This is a genomic window from Thalassovita mediterranea, assembly GCA_019448215.1.
GTDB lineage: Bacteria > Pseudomonadota > Alphaproteobacteria > Caulobacterales > Hyphomonadaceae > Henriciella.
Genome location: CP080408.1, coordinates 1,858,829 through 1,875,518, shown reverse-complemented (window position 1 = coordinate 1,875,518; position 16,690 = coordinate 1,858,829). Strand labels below are relative to the sequence as shown.

At 63.0% G+C, this 16,690-nt stretch carries 21 protein-coding genes; 11 read left to right on the top strand and 10 right to left on the bottom strand.

Annotation, left to right across the window (positions count from 1 at the left end):
• Window positions 1-254 precede the first annotated feature (254 nt).
• From fmt to KUV46_09350, 4 genes are read left to right on the top strand one after another with little or no spacing between them, the layout of a single operon-like run.
• Entirely contained in the window at window positions 255-1,196 is a 942-nt protein-coding gene (gene fmt, locus KUV46_09365; protein QYJ02383.1) for a methionyl-tRNA formyltransferase, read from the top strand.
• Window positions 1,193-1,690, top strand: a complete 498-nt coding sequence (locus tag KUV46_09360; protein QYI99562.1) for an N-acetyltransferase — start codon at window positions 1,193-1,195, stop codon at window positions 1,688-1,690. The genes fmt and KUV46_09360 overlap by 4 nt, the downstream gene beginning before the upstream one ends.
• Window positions 1,687-2,439: a tRNA pseudouridine(38-40) synthase TruA gene (gene truA, locus KUV46_09355; GenBank protein QYI99561.1), complete on the top strand. Its 753-nt coding sequence runs from the start codon at window positions 1,687-1,689 to the stop codon at window positions 2,437-2,439. Before KUV46_09360 ends, truA begins: the two co-directional genes overlap by 4 nt.
• Window positions 2,423-2,998: an AAA family ATPase gene (locus tag KUV46_09350; GenBank protein ID QYI99560.1), complete on the top strand. Its 576-nt coding sequence runs from the start codon at window positions 2,423-2,425 to the stop codon at window positions 2,996-2,998. The genes truA and KUV46_09350 overlap by 17 nt, the downstream gene beginning before the upstream one ends.
• On the opposite strand, the gene KUV46_09345 is transcribed toward KUV46_09350, so the two are convergent.
• The 4 genes from KUV46_09345 to KUV46_09330 are packed head-to-tail and all read right to left on the bottom strand — an operon-like array spanning window position 2,992 to window position 5,736.
• Complete coding sequence (locus tag KUV46_09345) at window positions 2,992-3,933, bottom strand: hypothetical protein (GenBank protein QYI99559.1); 942 nt, start codon at window positions 3,931-3,933, stop codon at window positions 2,992-2,994. The two genes, KUV46_09350 and KUV46_09345, sit on opposite strands and share 7 nt — an antisense overlap.
• Window positions 3,930-4,397, bottom strand: coding sequence for a GNAT family N-acetyltransferase (locus tag KUV46_09340; protein ID QYI99558.1), 468 nt, complete (start codon window positions 4,395-4,397; stop codon window positions 3,930-3,932). Before KUV46_09340 ends, KUV46_09345 begins: the two co-directional genes overlap by 4 nt.
• Window positions 4,394-5,224 carry a lysophospholipase gene (locus KUV46_09335; GenBank protein ID QYI99557.1) on the bottom strand — a complete coding sequence of 277 codons (831 nt, stop codon included), beginning with the start codon at window positions 5,222-5,224 and terminating at the stop codon, window positions 4,394-4,396. Before KUV46_09335 ends, KUV46_09340 begins: the two co-directional genes overlap by 4 nt.
• 29 nt (window positions 5,225-5,253) lie before the next feature.
• Window positions 5,254-5,736 (bottom strand): CinA family protein, encoded by a 483-nt coding sequence (locus tag KUV46_09330; protein ID QYI99556.1) that lies wholly within the window; start codon window positions 5,734-5,736, stop codon window positions 5,254-5,256.
• A gap of 104 nt (window positions 5,737-5,840) precedes the next feature.
• Between KUV46_09330 and KUV46_09325 the strand changes: the two genes are divergently transcribed.
• From KUV46_09325 to KUV46_09310, 4 genes are all read left to right on the top strand, one after another.
• Entirely contained in the window at window positions 5,841-6,281 is a 441-nt protein-coding gene (locus tag KUV46_09325) for a hypothetical protein (protein ID QYI99555.1), read from the top strand.
• Window positions 6,274-6,477 (top strand): helix-turn-helix transcriptional regulator, encoded by a 204-nt coding sequence (locus tag KUV46_09320; protein QYI99554.1) that lies wholly within the window; start codon window positions 6,274-6,276, stop codon window positions 6,475-6,477. Before KUV46_09325 ends, KUV46_09320 begins: the two co-directional genes overlap by 8 nt.
• A gap of 86 nt (window positions 6,478-6,563) precedes the next feature.
• Window positions 6,564-7,046 (top strand): MaoC family dehydratase, encoded by a 483-nt coding sequence (locus KUV46_09315; protein ID QYI99553.1) that lies wholly within the window; start codon window positions 6,564-6,566, stop codon window positions 7,044-7,046.
• Entirely contained in the window at window positions 7,043-7,888 is an 846-nt protein-coding gene (locus tag KUV46_09310) for a class I SAM-dependent methyltransferase (protein ID QYI99552.1), read from the top strand. Before KUV46_09315 ends, KUV46_09310 begins: the two co-directional genes overlap by 4 nt.
• Window positions 7,889-7,903: 15 nt before the next feature.
• Here KUV46_09310 and KUV46_09305 read toward each other — a convergent pair whose 3' ends face one another.
• A complete protein-coding gene (locus KUV46_09305) occupies window positions 7,904-9,481 on the bottom strand; it encodes a hypothetical protein (GenBank protein QYI99551.1) in 1,578 nt (525 codons plus the stop codon).
• A 109-nt stretch (window positions 9,482-9,590) separates the two neighbouring features.
• Here KUV46_09305 and KUV46_09300 point away from each other — a divergent pair, with 109 nt between their 5' ends.
• Window positions 9,591-10,601 (top strand): sodium:calcium antiporter, encoded by a 1,011-nt coding sequence (locus KUV46_09300; GenBank protein QYJ02382.1) that lies wholly within the window; start codon window positions 9,591-9,593, stop codon window positions 10,599-10,601.
• Here KUV46_09300 and KUV46_09295 read toward each other — a convergent pair.
• From KUV46_09295 to KUV46_09285, 3 genes are all read right to left on the bottom strand, one after another.
• Window positions 10,598-11,053, bottom strand: coding sequence for a hypothetical protein (locus tag KUV46_09295; protein ID QYI99550.1), 456 nt, complete (start codon window positions 11,051-11,053; stop codon window positions 10,598-10,600). The genes KUV46_09300 and KUV46_09295 overlap by 4 nt on opposite strands.
• 19 nt (window positions 11,054-11,072) lie before the next feature.
• On the bottom strand, window positions 11,073-11,903 hold the full coding sequence (gene dapD / locus KUV46_09290) for a 2,3,4,5-tetrahydropyridine-2,6-dicarboxylate N-succinyltransferase (protein QYI99549.1): 831 nt from the start codon (window positions 11,901-11,903) through the stop codon (window positions 11,073-11,075).
• A 99-nt stretch (window positions 11,904-12,002) separates the two neighbouring features.
• A complete protein-coding gene (locus tag KUV46_09285) occupies window positions 12,003-13,100 on the bottom strand; it encodes an NADH:flavin oxidoreductase (GenBank protein QYI99548.1) in 1,098 nt (365 codons plus the stop codon).
• Between the two features lie 109 nt (window positions 13,101-13,209).
• On the opposite strand from KUV46_09285, the gene KUV46_09280 reads away from it, so the two are divergent.
• Entirely contained in the window at window positions 13,210-13,842 is a 633-nt protein-coding gene (locus KUV46_09280; GenBank protein QYI99547.1) for a glutathione S-transferase family protein, read from the top strand.
• A 10-nt stretch (window positions 13,843-13,852) separates the two neighbouring features.
• On the opposite strand, the gene KUV46_09275 is transcribed toward KUV46_09280, so the two are convergent.
• Window positions 13,853-14,626 carry an SDR family NAD(P)-dependent oxidoreductase gene (locus tag KUV46_09275; GenBank protein ID QYI99546.1) on the bottom strand — a complete coding sequence of 258 codons (774 nt, stop codon included), beginning with the start codon at window positions 14,624-14,626 and terminating at the stop codon, window positions 13,853-13,855.
• 47 nt (window positions 14,627-14,673) lie between these two features.
• Here KUV46_09275 and KUV46_09270 point away from each other — a divergent pair, with 47 nt between their 5' ends.
• Window positions 14,674-15,141 carry a globin gene (locus tag KUV46_09270; protein ID QYI99545.1) on the top strand — a complete coding sequence of 156 codons (468 nt, stop codon included), beginning with the start codon at window positions 14,674-14,676 and terminating at the stop codon, window positions 15,139-15,141.
• Here the strand turns inward: KUV46_09270 and KUV46_09265 are convergent.
• Window positions 15,138-16,640 (bottom strand): hypothetical protein, encoded by a 1,503-nt coding sequence (locus tag KUV46_09265; protein QYI99544.1) that lies wholly within the window; start codon window positions 16,638-16,640, stop codon window positions 15,138-15,140. The genes KUV46_09270 and KUV46_09265 overlap by 4 nt on opposite strands.
• Window positions 16,641-16,690 lie beyond the last annotated feature (50 nt).

Here is a 16,690-nt window from a genome sequence, read left to right as displayed (position 1 = left end):
CGCTAGGCCGAAGTCCGGACCCAGCTCCCCAACCGCAGAGCCCCTGCGGCGCAAGAACCACTCTCAGCCCTTCCCTGAACCCACTATCCGTCTCCCCAACGAAAGTTGGGGCCCATGGCGGTTGAGAGCCGCATTCACCACCCAGCCGACATGGATCCCACCTTCCGCTGGGAGGTCGGCTCTTCAAGATCTACACACTGCCGCATCTTGCACTTTCAGAGCCTCGCGATAGACCCCGCAGCATGACGAAACCCTTGCGCCTCGCCTTCATGGGTAGCCCGGATTTCTCCGTGCCCGTGCTCGCCGCCCTGATAGAGGCGGGCCATGAGATCGCCTGCGTCTATTCGCAGCCGCCCCGCCCAGCCGGACGCGGCAAGAAGCTGACGCCCACCCCCGTACACCGCTACGCCGAGGAAAACGGCATTGAGGTGCGCACGCCCAAATCCCTCAAGAGCGAGGACGAGAAAGCCGCCTTCGCCGCACTAAACCTCGATGCAGCTGTCGTCGTCGCCTATGGCCTTATCCTGCCGCAAGCTATTCTCGATGCGCCGCGCCTTGGCTGCATAAATCTGCACGCGTCCCTCCTGCCACGCTGGCGCGGCGCTGCGCCAATCCAGCGCGCTATCATGGCGGGCGATAAGGTGACGGGCGTTCAGGCCATGATGATGGAAGCGGGCCTCGACACAGGCCCCGTCCTCGCAACAGAAACGACTGAAATCGCCGCCGATGAGACCGGCGGCAGCCTTCACGACCGGCTCTCCGCACTAGGGGCACAGCTTGCCCCGCGCGCCCTCGAAGGCCTTGCCGGCGGCATGCTCACGCCAGAGCCCCAGAGCGAGGACGGCGTCACTTATGCCGCCAAGCTCACCGCCGCCGACCAGCGCATCGACTGGACCGGCCCGGCCCATGAAATCGACCAGCAGATACGCGGCCTCTCTCCTTTCCCGGGCGCCTGGTTTCACTGGACACCGCCGGGCGAGGACGAGCCGCTGCGCATCAAGGCGCTGATGAGCGAATATGTCGATCACGCCCATGACGCGGCGCCCGGCACGCTGCTCGATGACCAGCTTCTCGTCGCCTGCGGCGCCGGCAAGGCTGTGCGTCTGACCCGCCTGCAGAAACCAGGCTCACGCGCCATGGATGCGGGCGACTTCCTGCGCGGAAACGAGATCAAGGCCGGGACATGCTTCGCGTGAGCGCCTCCATCCGTGCGACCACCCCCAGTGACCTCAATGCGGTCGCCGCGCTCAACGACGCCGCCTTCGGCATGCCGGATGAAGCGCGCATCACGCGCCAGCTTCACAGCGATGGCGACAGCCTCGTCTCCCTCGTCGCCGAAGATGAGGAGGGCCGCCTCATTGGTCATCTCGAATTCTTCCGCATCCTCGTGAACGGCAAGGATGTCGCCGCAGGTCTCGGCCCCATGTGCGCCGCCCCGGATGAGCAGCGCCGCGGCATTGGCTATGCGCTGATCAAGGCGGGCATGCCGCAGGTCGAACAGCTTGGCCGCCAGCTTGTTTTCGTCCTCGGCCACCCCGGCTACTATCCGCGCTTTGGCTTCAATCCGGCCGTTGCCGCCCGGTATGACGCCCCTTGGTCCGGGGAGGCCTTCATGGCGATCGAGCTTTTCGAAACCGCGCCGCGCTCCGGCACGCTCACCTATCCCGCAGCTTTCATGGAGGCCGAATGAGCCAGCGCCTTCGCCTTCTCGTCGAATATGATGGCCGCCCCTATTATGGCTGGCAGCGACAGGACGGACAGCCGACCGTGCAGGGCGCGCTTGAACGCGCCGCCGCCAAGCTCGACGGCCAGCCGGTCGTAGTCCAGGGCGCGGGGCGCACCGACGCCGGCGTGCACGCGACCGGTCAAGTCGCCCATCTGACGCTGCAGAAGCCACGCCCTGTCCGCAAACTCTGCGACGCGCTGAACTATCATCTCCGCCCCGACCCGGTCGCCGTGCTGGCAGTAGAAGAGGTCGATGAGAGTTTCCACGCTCGCTTTGATGCGACGGGCCGCGCCTATCGCTACATCATCCAGACACGCCGCGCGCACCTGACCTTCGACAAGGGCCTCATCTGGCGCATCCCGTTTGAAATCGATGTCCACGCCATGCAGGAAGCGGCCAACTATCTCATTGGCGAGCATGATTTCTCCACCTTCCGCGATGCGGCCTGTCAGGCCAAAAGCCCGGTAAAGACGCTGGATACGCTGGAGGTCTTCCGTCTCGCTGACCGCGTGGAGATCACCACGACAGCGCGCAGCTTCCTCCACCGTCAGGTCCGCTCCATCACGGGCAGCCTGGTTGAAGTCGGCCGCGGCATGCGTGAGCCTTCCTGGATGAAGGAAATCCTCGAAGCGCGCGACCGTACCGCCTGCGGCCCGGTCGCCCCGGCGGACGGGCTCTATCTCGAACGCGTCATGTATGGCGACGAGGACTGAGATGGACCGTCGCCGGATCGTCATCTCCGGCTGCTCGTCGGGCGGCAAGTCCACCCTCCTGAAAGAGCTTGGTGCGCGCGGTTTTACAACGGTCGAAGAACCGGGCCGGCAGATCGTTCGCGAAGCACTGGAAACAGGCTCCGACGCCCTGCCCTGGGTCAATCCCCAAGCCTTCGTGCGCCGGGCGATCGAGATTGCCGCCGAAAGCCTGCGCGCCGTGCGGGACATTGATGGCCCCATCTTCTTCGACCGCTCTGCCGTGGACGCACTTGCCCATTTCGAGCGATTGACCATCGATACGCCAGCTGACCTCAGATCGCTGGGCGAGGCATATGTCTACGACCGTACCGTATTCTTCGCGCCGCCTTGGGCTGACCTATACGTTCAGGATGAGGAGCGCCCGCTGCCCTTCGAGGAAGCCGTGCGCGAATACAACTGGCTACGCATCGCCTATCCGGCTCGCGGCTATCGCCTGATCGACCTGCCGAAGACAAGCGTCGAAGCCCGGGCGAACTTCATGCTGCGCACGCTCGGCCTACCCCTGCAAGCGGTTCAATAGCCGCGCGCGACATCCACATCGGCCTCAATCGCTTCACCTTTGAGACGCTTGTGCAGCAGCTCGAGAAGGCGCGCCTGCCCATCGCTCGGCAATGTAAGTCCGGATACGTGCGGCGTGACGATGACGCGGCTATCGCTCCAGAACCAGTGCCCGGGGTCCAGCGGCTCATCGCGAAAGACGTCCAGAACCGCATGATCCACCCTGCCGCTATCAAGCGCCGCCTTCAGCGCATCCTCGTCCAGCGTCGCTCCGCGCCCGACATTGATGAACAGCGCGCCGTTCAGCTTGTCGAACACATCAGCGCCGATGGCGTTAGCGGTCTGCGGCGTAAAGGGCAGCGCCCCGACCACTATCTTCGCGTCCTCTTCAGTCGAGAGATCAACTAGACGCATCACCTCATCAAACCCCTCTACGGCCCGACCTGTCCGTGAAAGGCCCAGCACTGGCGCCTTCAGCCCTTTGAACGCGCCAGCAACGCCCTGCCCTATGGATCCGGTGCCGATAATGGCGACCTGCGTCTCGAACAGATAGGCCGGGGCTGCCCGCTCCCGGTCCCAGTCGCGCGCTTCTTCCAACGTCCGGCGCAGCGCCATCTTCTGCAGCCATGAAAGTGCATACCCGGCACAATATTCGCCAATCTGCTGCCCCATCCGGCCGGTCGTTCGGGTGACAAGCGGGGCAGGCTCAATGCCCGCAAACGCCTTACAGATCGCGTCCACGCCCGCCCCGACACAATGCACCCAGCGATATTTGGAGAGATCCTCGTCCTCAGACGGATAGAAGGTTACGAGCACCTTCTCAGATCGGTCGCTCTCCATAGGCCCGCGAAAGATTTCGACACCCGGAAAGGCCTCGCGCACAGCCTGCTCCAACCCGTCGCCCTGGCTCGAATGAATGCGGACAGCGATGTCAGTTTCGGCCACGGGCTTGGTCAAAGCAGCTTCTCCATCTTCCAGTTATGGAGGGCCACCCCATCAATTTCGAGCGGGCGGCGCAATACCGTCTCATAGCCCGCCCGCGCAAAGACGGGCCGCGCCGTCTCGCTCGCTTCGGTGTGAAGGCGCGTTATGCCTGCCTGCCGCGCCGCAGCCTCGATAGCTTCGAGCAGCGCGCTGGCGACGCCTTTGCCCGCATGATCCGGATGGCAGTAGAGCATGTCGACATGGCCGTCAGCTTCCAGATCGCTGAATGCGATGGCAGTGTCAGCCTCGTCCACAGCGATGAATGTCGCCCGGCCATCGCTATACATCTCGTGCAGGCGCTCTGCCGTCACACGTGCCCCGGACCAGACGGCGACCTGCTCGGCTGTATAGTCCCGGCTTCCCAGCTGACGGATTGCGGCGCGGAATATCTCTGCCAGACGCGCGGCATCGCCCGCCCGGTAAGTGCGGAGTTTCACGGCAGGTGCCGCTCAATCCAGCTCAGGATAACCGCAAGCGCCCTGTCGCGCTCGGTATCATTGAGCAGCTCATGATACCCGCCCTCGAACACGTCCAGCGTCTTGTCGCTCACACCGATCGTTTCGAAAAAGCGCTGCGAGCCCTCGATCGGCGTCAGCCTGTCCGCGTCGCCATGGATGATCAGCACCGGCGCTTTCCATGCGGAAAATTTCGTCCACGCTGTCTCAAGCACCGACACGGCGGTCGCGCCAAGGCGCGCGGCGGGCGGCTTCGTGATGACGTCAGGATTGTTGCGGTATGCCTCCACCACAGCCCCGTCGCGCGAGATCGCTTCAGCTTCCAGCGGCGGTGTCAGGCGTGCAGCTGGCGCAATCGCGGCGATCAGGCCCGCCAGCGTCTTCAGCACGGGGTTGAGCTCAATCTGCAGGGCAGGCGCGCTCAGCACCACTGCCTCTACACCCGCTGGCTTGCCCGCAACACTTGCCGCGGTGATCAGACCGCCCAGCGAATGGCCGAACAGAAGGAGTGGCGCCTTGCTCTCTAAAGCCAGCGCCTCACGCGCCATCTGATGATGGTGCACGGCCTGCTTCATATCGGTCGCGCCGCGCGGCCCCGGTGAGGCGCCATGCCCGTTCGCATCAAAGGCAAAGACGCTGATGCCCGCCTTGTTCAGCGCAGGGATCAGCTGGTTGTATTCGGCGACATAGCGCGTCGCATACTCGCCATAGCCGTGCATGAGGAGGAGGTTCGCCTTCGCCCCCTCGACCCGCCAGGCATAGCCCGCCACCGGCGCCCCGAACCGCCATGCCTCGGCATTGACCGCCATGACCGACTTCCTTTTCCTGATTTCGCCGCCTAGCGAATATTCTCCAAGAGTAACTCCAGCGCGTCGCGCGCGAACAGCTCCATATTGGTGACCCGGTCGCTCAGCCCGGTTTCCAGCGTGCGGGATATCTCGACGCCGTCGCCGGCGAGCGCCGTACAGGTATGCCCTGCCGCATCGCCATAGCCATTACCGTCCGGCCCCGCCGCACCGGTCTCGCAAAGCCCCCAGTCGGCACGCAGGCGCTCACGAATTGTCGCGGCAGCAAAGCGCGCATAAGGCTCACTGGAGGAACGCATGCCGCCAAGGTCTTCCTTCGACAGGCCAGCCAGCCCGCGAAACGCAGCCGGCGCATAGATCACACCGCCGCCCCGGAAATAGGCCGACGCGCCCGCCTGCGCGAGCAGGGCCGCCGACACGAGACCACCAGATGAAGACTCCCAGACGCCAACTGTCTGACGACGCGCCTTGAGGATGGTGCCGATCTCCTCGGCAAGGGGAAGAAGCTCTCTCATGGTGTCTGCCTAACCCCGAAGTCCGTGCACGTCACGAAAAAGCTGGCTTGACGGCGTGTCACCCACGGGTTACATGTCACCTGCAGGTTACAAGAAGCAATACGATGACCGCGACCGAAAGCGATATCGAAAGGGCTGACGCCATCGTGCGCGCCCATGGCCGTATGGCGCCTTTCCTCGGCCTGATCGTCCTTGTCATCCAGCAGGGCATCTTCTTCAGCTGGGATGATGGCGCGGTCGCCTGGTGGCAGATCATCATCTGGCTCTGCTTTGTCGGCTTCCTGTTCGCCCTCCTGATGACCAGCGGCGCGCTTTTCGTACCGCGCCGGATCCGCAAGCTCGCCAATGATGAAGTGACCCGCGCCAACCGCGATATCGCCATCAAGGTCGGCTTCTTCGTTGCGCTTTTTTTCGGCGTCATGCTTGTCATCGTTTCCCCTTTCGACCCGATCGAGGGCCAGCGCGCCGGCCATATGCTGATCAGCACCAGCCTTGGCATCACGCTGCTTGTCTTTGGCCTGCGAGAGACGCTCACCGGTGGCTGAGGGACTTGCCAACCGCATCAAGGAAGCCCGCGAAGCCAAGGGGTGGACGCAGGCACAGCTCGCCGAGGAAATGGGCGTCAGCCGGAAGACCGTGAACACGGTGGAGAATGGCGTCTTCATCCCCTCGACCATCGTGTCGCTGAAATTCGCTCAAGCCCTCGGCGAAACGGTCGAGGCACTCTTCTGGCTTGATTAGCCATCATGCCGCAGCGGCAGGATTTGCTTTCTGCCAGCGCAGAGCCGATCTCCAACCCCAGTCGACTGAAAAGAGAGAGGGGAGCAATGCGCTATTTCGAGGACATGAAGCCGGGCACGATCACCCATTCGCCGCGGTCCTATAAGGTCACGCGTGAGGAGGTCATCGATTTTGCCTCCAAATACGACCCCCAGCCCTTCCACCTCGATGATGAAGCCGCCAAGCAGACCTTCTTCGGTCGCCTATCGGCCTCCGGCTGGCACACCGCCGCCATGACGATGCGCCTCATGGTCGAGACCATGCAGGACGGCGAACCGCAAGCCGGTCTCGGCTCTCCCGGTATTGATGAACTGAAATGGATCAAGCCCGTCTATCCGGGCGATGAAATCCGCATCGAGATGGAAATGATCTCCAAGCGGCGCATGAAAAGCCGCCCCGACATGGGCCTCACCCGGTCTGAAAACCGGGTCTACAACCAGAATGATGAGCTGGTCATGCGCTTCATCGGCAATGGCCTCATCAAGGTCCGCGACCCCGAAGCGCCGATTGAGGACGAGACTGCCGCATGAGCCGATCCAAAGACATCCGCGCGCAGCAAAAGTCGCACTGGGACGGCGCAGGCGGTGAAACCTGGGTCGACGCCCAGTCCGTCATGGACGCCATGTTCGAAGGCATCGAAACCCGTCTTGCAGCCAGCGCGGCGCAAAGCCGCGCCTCCAACATCCTCGATATTGGCTGCGGCACGGGCGCTGTCACTCTCGCTGCCGCAAAGTTGGCCCCGTCCGCACAGCTCACCGGCATCGATATTTCAGGCCCGATGCTCGCCCTCGCCCGCAGCCGGGCCAGCGCCGCAGGCATCGACGCCGATTTCATCAAGGCCGACGCGGAGACCTACAACTTCGGCGACACCCGCTTCGACCTTATGATGTCCCGCTTCGGCGTCATGTTCTTCGCCGATCCGGTAAAGGCGTTCTCGAACCTCAGATCCGCCGCTGCAATCGCCGCCAACCTGCACCTCTATGCCTGGCGCAGTCCTGCCGACAATCCCTTCATGAGCGCCGGCACACGCGCCGCCGCCCCGCTTCTCGATGAGATGCCGAAACGTGAGAAGAACGCACCGGGGCAGTTCGGCTTCGAAGACAGGGACTATGTCCACACCATCCTGAAAGACGCCGGATGGACCGGCATCGACATCACGCCAGAAGACATCCCGTGCAGCTTTCCGGTCAGCGAGCTACCGCTTTTTATCGACAGGCTCGGCCCCGTTCCGCGTCTCCTCGAAATGAACCCGCAGGCCGACAAGGACGCTGTCCGCGCTGCCGTGCGGCAGGCCTATGGCGCCTATATCGACGGCGATGAGGTCCGCTACTCCGCCGGGTGCTGGTCGATCAGGGCCAAGGCACCCGCATAACGGTCACCACCGGAATCAGCGCCCGGCAAGGTCCGCTTCAATTCGGTCCAGAAATCGTTCTGTGGACCAGTCTATTTCGGTCATCAGAATGTCGGGCTGATAGATTTCGCCCCCTGCGCGCTGACGACCCGTATAGAATTTCACTGGCACGACAAGTTGTCCTGGACCGGCGGGCAGAGCTTCGACCCGTACCTCCATATAGACTGAGTCCGCCGATGTCGGTGCACCGATCAGCCGCGTATTTTCAAAAAGGGTGAAGGTGTCTAGAGCATCCAGACACGCACTCGCGCAACCGCCATGTGTTATGACATAGACAGGCGTGCTGAAGTCGGTGGTCACAGCTTTTGACGCGACAGGCGCGCGCGCATTAATTGCCACGTCATCCTGTCGCCACAACATCTCTCCACGCGCACGGGCACTGTCCATTTCCGCGGCATAGTGTTCCCATGCTTCGGCAGTGTCAGCATGCCCTTGGGCACGGATCAGATCGGCCGTTTTCCGGACGTGATCTGTATTGTCCAGGCTGGTCCTCCACCAGACCTGCGCGCCTTCAGGCTGGCGGGACTCAACCGCGGCCTTACCCCAGAGAAGATGAGCGAGGTCCTCGCTCCATGACGAACTGCCGCCATTGTTATGGCGCAGATCGAGGACAAGCGCCCTGGCACCAAGAAGCTCGGGCCGCCGCTCGGCCACCGCCTCATACATCCGGCGGTAGGACTGAATTTCCTCCGCGTCCGGCTGAAAGTCCTGAAGCCCGATAAGGAAAATGCCATTCCGTGGCTCTGTCAGCGCCGTCGGCACCCGATCGCCGCCGAGTGCAAGGTCGTAGAATGTCTGTTCAGGCCTGCTCGCCTTGCGCCAGTCGAGTCGTCGTACCTCAACTGCACCAGCCCGCATGATAAACCGACACTCGGAAGGCGCCTCTTCAATATTGCCATCGTCGGCAAAGAATAGCTGCGAAGGCCGTCGCCACCATTGGCCGGCTTCGCGTGGCCGGAAATAGCGGGTGAGCAGCGCAGAGGACAGAAACTCGACAATCGGGTCGCCGTCGCATGCGATAATCTCGGCCTCGTGAAGCGGATCAAAGGTGTCCTGCATGCGCACCAGCAGGCTATCGCCGCGCCACACCGCAACAAATCCGGGCCAGAGAGCGCCGTCCCTGCCCGCCATCTGGGCGCGCGGCACAAAAGCAAGCGCGTGACCGTCTGAAAGCGTAGCACTAAACGCGGCAAGTGCCCGGCGATAGCCGCTCTCGTTCTCAGTCTTCGCAGCTTCCTCCAGACCCGCCTTGCGCGCGGCGGACAGTTGCGCAGGAAACCCCTGATTTTTAAGATCATACACGCCCGGATGATTGTCGATGTAGGTTGCATAGGCGGCCAGCACGTCAGTCTGCGCTGCCTCACGCCAGTCGATTGCCGATGCTTCGGATACAGTTGCCGGATCCTGCCTCTCTTGCGCCTCAGCCGGGCCAGCCAAGCATAACGCTGCCGAGAAAAGAAAAACCCCAATTTCCAGCTTCACGTTTCTCTCCTGAACACAACGACCAAGTTTTTCCAACCACGCTTTTAGCCGGGCCGGGCCGTTCATCGCCATCTCAAATTGCCGCTGCCACAGGGATCGTCCGGGCTTCAGCAGGAACCTTCCGACCGAAAGCGCATTGCCAGAAGGCAGTTCCTACTCGCCGACAAAAGGTCTCTCCCCCATTTCTACACAGATCGCCATTATCGTTTTTCTGGCGGCGACGGTGGTCGTCACGCTCGCCGGTATCCGCATTATTTCGACCGCAGACCGGCTGGCAGACCGCACGGGCCTTGGCGAAGCGGTCTTTGGCGGCGTCCTTCTCGGGGCAAGTACCTCCCTCTCGGGCATCGTGACATCTCTGACGGCAGCCTCTGCCGGGCTCGCCTCGCTCGCCGTTTCCAACGCAGTTGGCGGCATTGCAGCCCAGACGGCCTTCCTCGTCATCGCTGATCTTATCTACAAGCGCGTCAATCTCGAGCACGCCGCCGCAGACGCCAACAACATGCTCATGGCCGCCATGCTGGTCCTGTTGATGAGCTTGCCCCTCGCGGCCAATTACGCCCCAGAATACACCCTGTTCGGCGTCCATCCGGTCTCGCTTCTTCTCTTTGCGGTCTACTTCTTCGGCACGCGCGCGGCGGTCCAGCTGCGCAACAAGCCCATGTGGCAACCGCGAGAGACCGATGAGACGCGCGACGATGAACCGGATGAGGAAGAAGCGCAGATCCACAGCCTGCCCGTGATGATCGCCATCTTCATTGGCCTCAGCCTCGTTCTCGCCGGCTGCGGCTTTGCCATTGCCCAGTCAGGCGCGGTCATTTCGTCCAATCTCGGCATATCGCAGACCATTGTCGGCGCGCTGATGACGGCTGTCGCGACCTCCCTGCCAGAGCTTGTCACCACACTCGCCGCTGTCCGCCGGGGCGCGCTGCAGCTCGCTGTTGGCGGCATTATCGGCGGCAATACGTTCGACGTCCTGTTCCTGTCGCTATCGGACATCGCCTACCGCGACGGCTCAATCTATCACGCCATGACGCAGGCTGATGGGCTGATGCTGATCGGCGCGACGGTGATCACTACGATCCTGCTGATGGGCCTCATCCTGAGAGAACGCCGCGGCGTCGGCTTCGAAGGCCTCGGCATCCTCGTGACCTATTTCGGCCTGATGGCACTGCAGGTCTCGATCAACTAGCGCGACGCTCCATCGCCAGTTTCGTCCAGCCGGACCATGACGAATTCGTCCGTCGTACCGTCGCAATTGCAGTCTCCCGGGTGCACGCAGGGCGCATGCCAGCTGCCTTCATACCGGGCGCCGTCATCAACGGCCTGCCCCGTGCAGTGAAACCGGTAGGCCTTGAGAAAACCTTCTTGGACCTGCAGGTCGAGCGCAACATCGCTTGCTGTCATCTCGCCTTCGATGTCACCAAGCCGACCCGGAAGCTCCCGGCCTTTCGCGCCGATGGCAATCTGCGTCTGGCCTGCAAACTGCGCCCCGATCCGGACGAAATCAGCGACCGCCTTGATCGCGCCAACGCCGATCATCTTGGTGCGAATGGTCAGCTGAAGTTCCCAACGCCCACCAGGCTCCGGTGAGGTCTCGCCAACGAGTGCCTGCGCCTTCGGCTTCTCAATCGTCTCGGTCATGGCGCTCGCAGTCGCGAAGCTACGGCCGCAGCAGCTCGTTGATCCCAACCTTGCTGCGCGTGCGCTCATCCACCGTCTTGATGATGACCGCGCAATAAAGGCCCGGACCCTTGCCATCGGCAGCAGGCATCGAGCCTGGCACGATGACCGAATAAGGCGGCACTTCACCCATCACGACTTCGCCGGTCGTGCGGTGGACGATCTTGGTCGACTGGCTGAGGAAGGTGCCCATGGCGAGCACAGAGCCTTCGCGCACGATGACACCTTCGGCCACCTCGGCGCGCGCGCCGATGAAGCAATTGTCTTCGATGATAGTCGGGTTGGCCTGCAGCGGCTCTAGCACGCCGCCAATACCAGCGCCGCCCGAAAGGTGTACATTCTTGCCGATCTGCGCGCAGGAGCCGACCGTCGCCCACGTGTCGACCATGGTGCCTTCATCGACATAGGCGCCGATGTTCACGAATGAGGGCATCAGCACGACGCCGGACGCAATGTAGGAGCCACGGCGCGCCACAGCGTTCGGCACGGCGCGAAGGCCCGACGCCGCGAAGTCATCGCTCGTCCAGCCATCGAACTTGCTTGGCACCTTGTCCCACCAGGTCGAGCCGTCAGGGCCGCCCTTGATCGGGCCGTTAGCATTCAGGCGGAATGACAGGAGCACGGCCTTCTTCAGCCATTGATGCACGGTCCAGTCGCCATCTGCGCCCTTCTCGGCGACGCGCGCCTTGCCGCTGTCGAGCATGGCAAGTGCTTCTTCGACAGCATCGCGAACCTCGCCCTTCGTGTCGGTCGAGACACCGGCGCGGTCTTCCCAAGCCTGTTCAATCGCGGTTTCGAGGGCTGCAGTCATGGCGGTCTCCGTCCTGTTCTTATAGCCCGCGTCTTCAAGCGCGATTGAGCCGGATGGGCAAGACCTTCCAGTGTCGCGCTGTCAGTAGGGTCAGCGGCGTCAGCTCTCCGCAGGCTCCAGCGGCTCCACCATCCGGAACGTGTCTCGCAGATAGGTCACGAAGACGGGGCTGACCCCTTCAGCTTCCATATGCGCCACCGATACAGGCGTCTGCGGCGCCCTGTAGTTTGCGTCTGCCTTCACCCGCTTCGGCAAATCATGGTGCAGGATGGCCGCCCGCCCGATCATCGCAAAGTCGAGGCCTGCCTCCAGCACGCAGCGAATATCCGACCCATTGCGGATCTTGCCCGCCCCGCCCAGCCGCGTGCCATGACGCGGCAAGTCCACGAAATGCTCCAGAAGGCTCTTGCTGCGCAGCGCCTCATCATCCGGCAGCTTCTTGTAGTCCCAGAAGGAGATATCGACATAGTCGAGCTTCCCGCCCGCCATCAGCTCACGCACGAAATCGACATTCTCCGGCAGGCTGAGACCAAACCGCTCCGGCGACAGGCGGATACCAACCTGAAAGTCCGGCCCGCATGCCGCGCGGATACCATCCACGATCTCGCGAGTCAGGCGCGTGCGGTTCTCGACGCTGCCACCATGATCGTCGGTTCGCTGGTTGGTCGCCTCGGACATGAACTGGGCGAGGATATAGCCATGCGCGCCGTGGATCTCGACGCCGTCAAAGCCGGCCGCCTCAGCGCGTCTGGCCGCTGCAATAAAATCATTTCGGACGCCGTCCACCTCGGCGCGTGACAGCGCGCGCGATCCCGTCTCGGCGTGGTCCGACGGGCCGACAGGCTGCGGCACGGCCGACTTGTCCGCCCGGATGCCTGCATGGTGGAGCTGCAGCGAGGACACAGCCCCCTTCGCCCGGATCGCATCGGCGAGCCGTGTCAGCCCTTCGATGTGCTTGTCATCCCAGCAGCCAAGCTGGCCCGGAAAGCCTTGGCCGGCGGCCTGCACATGCGCGGCCGCTGTCATCACCATGGCAAAGCCGCCATCGGCGCGCATCGTCAGCCAGTGAAACTCTTCGTCGGACAGGACGCCATCGGCATGGCTCTGCTGGTTGGTGAGCGGCGCGAGCGCCAGCCGGTTCTTCCAGGCCGGACCACGGGTCAGCGTCAGTGGGGCGAACATGTCTTCTACAGCCAAGGCGGGCCTCCTCTTCTTGCTGGACATACATCCTGCAAGCGCCGCGCGCGTCCAGCTCTGACTTTGCGTCAGCTTGCCAAAACCGCATTGTCAGGTGAATGCTCAGCGCATGAAACTCTACACCGTCCCCGTTGCGCCCAACCCCACCAAGGTCATGCTCTATCTTGCAGAGCGCGCGGAGGCGGGTAACGCGCTGCCCGTCGAGCAGAAGATCGTGAACACGCTGAAGGGCCGCCAGCGTGAACCTGAACACCTCGCTCGCAACCCGTTTGGCACGCTGCCGGTCCTCGAACTGGACGACGGATCATATCTGCGCGAGTCGCTCGCCATCATCGATTATCTTGAAAGCAGGTATCCAGACGGCGCCCTCGCGCCATCTGAGCCCGAAGCCCGCGCCAGGGCCCGCGACCTCGAACGCATCGTTGAGCTCAAGATCGCCAATCCGCTCGCGATCTATGTCCATTATAGGAAGTCCCCGCTCGGCATGCCGCCTGATCCGGTACAGGCCGCCGCCATCGAAAAGCAGATACAGGCCCCGCTCGACTTCGTTGAAGAGACGCTCGGCGATGGCCGTGAGCTTCTGGCGGGCGACAGTGTCTCAACCGCAGACCTGACCCTCGCTTCGCACCTGCAATTTGTCCGCTTCATCGGCGTCGACATCCTCGGCGAGCGCCCTCGCCTGCGTAACTGGGACACACGCTACCGCGCCCGCCCCGCCGCGAAAGCTGTCCTGCAATGCTGAAGACAGCCGCCTAGCTGTTCCACCAGGGTTGGTCCTTGAACGGCCTGATATCGATCTCATGGCTCCAGGCTGAGCGGTGCTGGTGCGCGATATGCCAGTAGGTTTCGGCGAGCTCGCCCGGCAAAATCAGCTCATCCTTGCCTTCGCTCTTGGCCGCTTTCAGCTCAGCAAACCGCTCCGGTCCAAGCAGCTTGCCCAGCGTATCCGGCGCCTCTACCGGCCCATCGATCAGGATATGCGCAACATGGATGCCCTTCGGCGCGAACTCGGCGTTCAGCGTCTGGCACAGCATGCGCCGCCCGCCCATCGCGGCGGCATGCGAGTGCTGGCCCGCATTACCGCGCACCGCCGCCGTCGCAGACGTCACCAGCAACGTGCCTGAGCCGCGCGCCTCCATCAGCGGCAGAAGCGCCTGCGCCAGCCGGAAAAGCCCAAACGTCGCCATGCGCCAGCCAAGCTCAAACGTCTTCAGCGGCGTATCACCAAGCGCCCGGTTTCCGATCTGAGCCCCCAGATTGAACAGGGCGACCTCCACTGGCCCCACATCGCGCTCGACCCGGAACACGAGGTCCTCGATCGCGCCCTCCTCGACCGCATTGAGCAGCATGCCGGTCGCCTCACCGCCGCTAGCGCGTATCCCCGATACAAGCCGGTCCAGCCCCTCCTCATCAGAGCGGCGGCACAGCACGGCATGATAGCCGCCTGCCGCAAAGCGCTGCGCCACATGCCCGCCAATACCCGCACCGGCCCCAAGGACCAACATCACCGGTTTGCGTTCCGCCATTCTCAGCGCCTCCTCCGCATCCTGCAGACAGACTAGCATCATCGCGCATGACCGCGAACAGGCTCGCAAATGCCGCGCGCCCTGCCTATCATCGCCCGATGGAAGACAGGGCCGCCCTCATCGAAGACACGCTCCAGCGCCTCGCCGATACCGTCGGTGACCCGCAGCCGCTCGTCTATGCCCGGCTCTTCAAGCTTCGCCCGGATTTCGAACCCATGTTCGAGCTGGACCGGGACGGCGGCGTACGCGCCTACATGCTCGAAACCTGCTTCGACTGCATTCTCGGGCAGGCCGCAGGCAGCGATGCGCCGCGCTTTCACCTGGAAGCCGCCCGCCTCCAGCATGACGGCTATGGCCTCACCGCCGCCGATCTCGATCTGATCTTCGCAGCGATCCGCGATGTCTGCCGCGATACGCTGGGCCAGGACTGGAATGAAAAAAGGGACGCCGCATGGGCGTCCCTTCTCGATGAACTCGCGGAACTGACCCGCGAAACGGCCGACCCGCCGGCCTAGTCAGCCGAAATTCTGGCAACCAGTTCTTCAAGCACCCCGTCCTCTGCCCCACGGCTCGCGGGCACCGGCAGCAACACATCCGGCGTCACGGGGTGAGAGCGCTCCTCGCCATTCGGGCGAATAATGTGCGCCTTGGGATAGCCAACCCGGAAACCTGAATTCGGCAAAGTGAAATGCTCCATCGCGCCATAGGTCGTCGCCATGTCACGCGTCGGCTCGCCGTAGATTGTGCCGAAGCCATAATCCTGGATCAGCGCCGCCGTAGAGACCGCATTGGAGAAGCTGAGGCGGTTGACGAGGACATGAACCTCGCCTTCAAACCGCTCGCCGCTGCGTGGCTCCGCATAGGGGATGTCGACCGAGACGAACTCGCCCGGCTCGGCCGCCGCAAACAGCTCTGCGAACGTAACTGACATGCCAGACGCGTCTGCGCCAAGCGCGTCGATCCGCGCCTGATTGGAGGCGGTCGTCTCGGGGCTGACCTTCACCCGAAAATCGGACGCAAAGCGGAAAGGCTCGTCGGCGAACCACGCCACCACCGGGTCAGAAAACGAACTGTCCCCGCCCGGATTGTCCCTCAGATCGAGGATAAGGTCGCTCACACCCGCCTCGATGAAATCCTCGAACGCCGCGTCGACAAACTCGAGATAAGTCTGCAGCGCGTCCGGGTCATAAGCCTCTTCCGGTGTCTCCGCATTGATGTTGAAGAAAGGGCCGGGCCTCAGATATCCGACCGTATCGCTGATCATGCGCGCCTCACGCCCCGCCAGAGAGAAGCCCTGCGCCTCCTCTGCGCCCTCATTCAGCCACGTATCGAATGCAACCGCATCGACGCGAACCTTGCGTGCCTCGCCAGCCCGCTCGATCTCGACATCGAACGCATCGCGCGCGCCATATTCCATCCAGACATAGTAAGGCTCGGCCCCGCTCAGCTGCGCATAGGCAAGTGACGGCGTCTCGGCAGAGATGTTTCGCGTCAGGCGCGCCAGCCAGATCGGATTGGATTCGCCTTCAAAAGCGCGAACCGTATCGCCGCGCCGCACACCGCTCCCCTCTGGCGCCGTCGCAATGCGAACCTCGCCATTCTCGATCTGGAATGTCAGCGGAAAGACCTTGCCATTAGCCTCCCTGAAGGCCTGCCAATCCGGGTGCCGCATATCGATCCGCGTATGGCCGTGCCGGGCAAGAGCCGCGAAGCGCTGCAGATCCTCATAAAGCTCCCCGGGCGAAACAGGTCCATCATAAGACGACCGCAATTCGCTATAGGCTTGGTCGAAAACCCGCTTCGGCGTCTCGGCGAAGAGGCCAGCATCGGCCGACTGCAGCCCCTCATAAAGGCGGTCTAGGTCTTCAACCGCTTCAGCGGCGCTGATCTTTGTTCCGCTGTCGGGTGTGTCGGCCTCCACACATCCGGCCAGTCCGATAAGACCGGAGACGGCGAGCGTGATTGTCGTTCTGAAAAAGCCTGGCATGGTGTGTCCTTTACGTGCCTTGATCATGATGGCCGCACACCAGCCGCCCAACCGTCGAAATGACCATGACCACACCG

What these genes read in the sequence shown, in the direction of transcription:
- KUV46_09280 (QYI99547.1), top strand. Translation starts at nt 13,210, where the DNA reads ATGAAACTCTACACCGTCCCCGTTGCGCCCAACCCCACCAAGGTCATG.
- KUV46_09325 (QYI99555.1), top strand. Translation starts at nt 5,841, where the DNA reads ATGACCGCGACCGAAAGCGATATCGAAAGGGCTGACGCCATCGTGCGC.
- KUV46_09275 (QYI99546.1), bottom strand. Translation starts at nt 14,626, where the DNA reads ATGGCGGAACGCAAACCGGTGATGTTGGTCCTTGGGGCCGGTGCGGGT.
- KUV46_09335 (QYI99557.1), bottom strand. Translation starts at nt 5,224, where the DNA reads ATGGCGGTCAATGCCGAGGCATGGCGGTTCGGGGCGCCGGTGGCGGGC.
- KUV46_09270 (QYI99545.1), top strand. Translation starts at nt 14,674, where the DNA reads ATGACCGCGAACAGGCTCGCAAATGCCGCGCGCCCTGCCTATCATCGC.
- truA (QYI99561.1), top strand. Translation starts at nt 1,687, where the DNA reads ATGAGCCAGCGCCTTCGCCTTCTCGTCGAATATGATGGCCGCCCCTAT.
- KUV46_09350 (QYI99560.1), top strand. Translation starts at nt 2,423, where the DNA reads ATGGCGACGAGGACTGAGATGGACCGTCGCCGGATCGTCATCTCCGGC.
- KUV46_09295 (QYI99550.1), bottom strand. Translation starts at nt 11,053, where the DNA reads ATGACCGAGACGATTGAGAAGCCGAAGGCGCAGGCACTCGTTGGCGAG.
- KUV46_09305 (QYI99551.1), bottom strand. Translation starts at nt 9,481, where the DNA reads ATGGCGATGAACGGCCCGGCCCGGCTAAAAGCGTGGTTGGAAAAACTT.
- KUV46_09265 (QYI99544.1), bottom strand. Translation starts at nt 16,640, where the DNA reads ATGATCAAGGCACGTAAAGGACACACCATGCCAGGCTTTTTCAGAACG.
- KUV46_09310 (QYI99552.1), top strand. Translation starts at nt 7,043, where the DNA reads ATGAGCCGATCCAAAGACATCCGCGCGCAGCAAAAGTCGCACTGGGAC.
- KUV46_09330 (QYI99556.1), bottom strand. Translation starts at nt 5,736, where the DNA reads ATGAGAGAGCTTCTTCCCCTTGCCGAGGAGATCGGCACCATCCTCAAG.
- dapD (QYI99549.1), bottom strand. Translation starts at nt 11,903, where the DNA reads ATGACTGCAGCCCTCGAAACCGCGATTGAACAGGCTTGGGAAGACCGC.
- KUV46_09315 (QYI99553.1), top strand. Translation starts at nt 6,564, where the DNA reads ATGCGCTATTTCGAGGACATGAAGCCGGGCACGATCACCCATTCGCCG.